The sequence below is a fragment of the Streptomyces sp. NPDC007162 genome (genome assembly GCF_040634175.1).
Classification (GTDB): domain Bacteria; phylum Actinomycetota; class Actinomycetes; order Streptomycetales; family Streptomycetaceae; genus Streptomyces.
This window is the reverse complement of record NZ_JBEYFC010000949.1, coordinates 1-1766: the sequence shown is the minus strand read 5'-3', so window position 1 is coordinate 1766 and position 1766 is coordinate 1. Positions and strand designations below refer to the sequence as shown.

The window sequence follows — 1766 nt, the reverse complement described above, 5'->3', positions numbered from 1 at the left end:
GATGTAGCCGGTGAAGCGGTAGTGGCGGATGTACTTGGCGGGGTAGTTGAAGGACTGGAGGGAGTAGCCCGCGCCGCTGTTGCCCACTACGTCCAGAAGGACAAGATCATGGCGAGCGCGCTCGACGGCACTCCCGTCGTGGCGCTGTGCGGCAAGGTGTGGGTGCCGGGCCGCGACCCGAAGAAGTACCCCGTGTGCCCCATGTGCAAGGAGATCTACGAGTCCATGAGCGGCGGCGGCGACAACGAGGGCAAGGACAAGTAGCGCCCACCCGCCTTCCAGCTCGGCTCTCTGAGGCCCCGAGCACGCTCCGGCGCGCTTCGGGGCCTTTGCCGTGCCCGCGCGTCGCGCGGGACGCGTCGATCGGTCACAGAGTGGTCCAGACCTCTTGCCGCCGGGTTCGTGTTGTCCCTAACCTCCGTCGTGGTGTTGTGCGCAGCAAAACAGCTATTGCGCATGCTGCAACGCTGTTCGTCGCGCGCAGGGGAGGAGCTGTGGCCGTGGTGAATTTTCTGTGCGCGGGTTCGTACGGCGGTCGCGGCGGGGGCGGCCGGGGTGGAGGCGCCGGCGGAACTCCGCCGGGCGGCTGTTCGGGCAGTGGGAATTCGGCCGCCGCCTCGTCGACGGCCTTGTCGCCGCGGTCGGTGCGGTGATCGTCCCGGGGCTCCTCGCCTTTCCCGTGGCGACCGCCGTGCCGCGATTCCGGTTCAGCTCCCCGACCGCTTCCCGATCATGTTTTTCGGTGACCCGCGAGAAGGGGTGCGCGCTTTCTCCGGCAGATCCTTTCCCTCTTCGCCGCGTGATGACGATTCCGGTGCCGGAGTTCTTCGTACTCGTACAGCGACGCCCGGTCCCGGGACCGGGCGGAGCGGTTAAGGACTGACATGGTGGACGTGATTCCCGAGCCCCGTGACGCGGTTACCCACGGGGACGGTTTCTTCGAACTGGACGCGGGGACCACGCTGGCGGCGGGCCAGGGCACCGCGCTCACCGAACGCTGGCTGCGCGGCACCCTTGGGGCGGCCACCGGCCTGCCGCTGCCGCCCGGCGCGCACACGGACGACAACGTCGTACGGCTGTCCGTCGACCCCTCGGTCACCGAGGACCTCGGCGCGGAGGGCTACCGCCTCACGGTCACGCCCACCGGCGTGGACCTGGCGGGCGGCGGCCCCGCCGGACTCTTCTGGGGCGCCCAGACGCTGCGTCAGCTGCTCGGCCCCGACGCCTTCCGGCGCGCCCCGCTGCCCGGCGGTTCCCGGCGGCTGCCGCTGTGCCGGATCGAGGACGCCCCGCGATTCCGGTGGCGCGGCCTGATGCTCGACGTGGCCCGGCACTTCATGCCGAAGGAAGGCGTCCTGCGCTATCTGGACCTGATGGCGGCGCACAAACTCAACGTCTTCCACTTCCATCTGACGGACGACCAGGGCTGGCGCATCCGGATCGAGCGGTACCCCCGGCTCACCGAGGTCGGCTCCTGGCGGCCCCGCACCAAATTCGGCCACCGCGCCTCACCGCTGTGGGAGGAGAAGCCGCACGGCGGCCACTACACCCAGGACGACATCCGGGAGATCGTCGCCTACGCGGCCGCACGGCATATCACGGTCGTCCCCGAAATCGACGTACCGGGCCACTCGCAGGCGGCCGTCGCCGCGTATCCGGAACTCGGCAACACCGACGTCATCGACACCACCTCCCTGACCGTCTGGGACACCTGGGGGATCTCTCCGAACGTACTCGCCCCCACTGACAACACCCTGCGCTTCTAC

General features: G+C 69.5%; 3 protein-coding genes. 2 read left to right on the top strand and 1 reads right to left on the bottom strand.

The annotated features are described in order from the left end of the window. Positions 1 to 96, bottom strand: a 96-nt coding sequence (locus ABZ646_RS46150; RefSeq protein WP_360533660.1) for an AbfB domain-containing protein, incomplete at its 3' end; no start/stop codon positions are given. A 12-nt stretch (positions 97 to 108) separates the two neighbouring features. On the opposite strand from ABZ646_RS46150, the gene ABZ646_RS46145 reads away from it, so the two are divergent. Beyond that, the gene (locus ABZ646_RS46145; protein WP_360533657.1) at positions 109 to 264 is read left to right on the top strand and encodes a DUF3039 domain-containing protein; all 156 of its coding nucleotides are present in this window, start codon (positions 109 to 111) and stop codon (positions 262 to 264) included. 620 nt (positions 265 to 884) lie between these two features. After that, positions 885 to 1766: beta-N-acetylhexosaminidase (locus ABZ646_RS46140; protein ID WP_360533654.1), on the top strand; the 882-nt coding region annotated here is incomplete at its 3' end.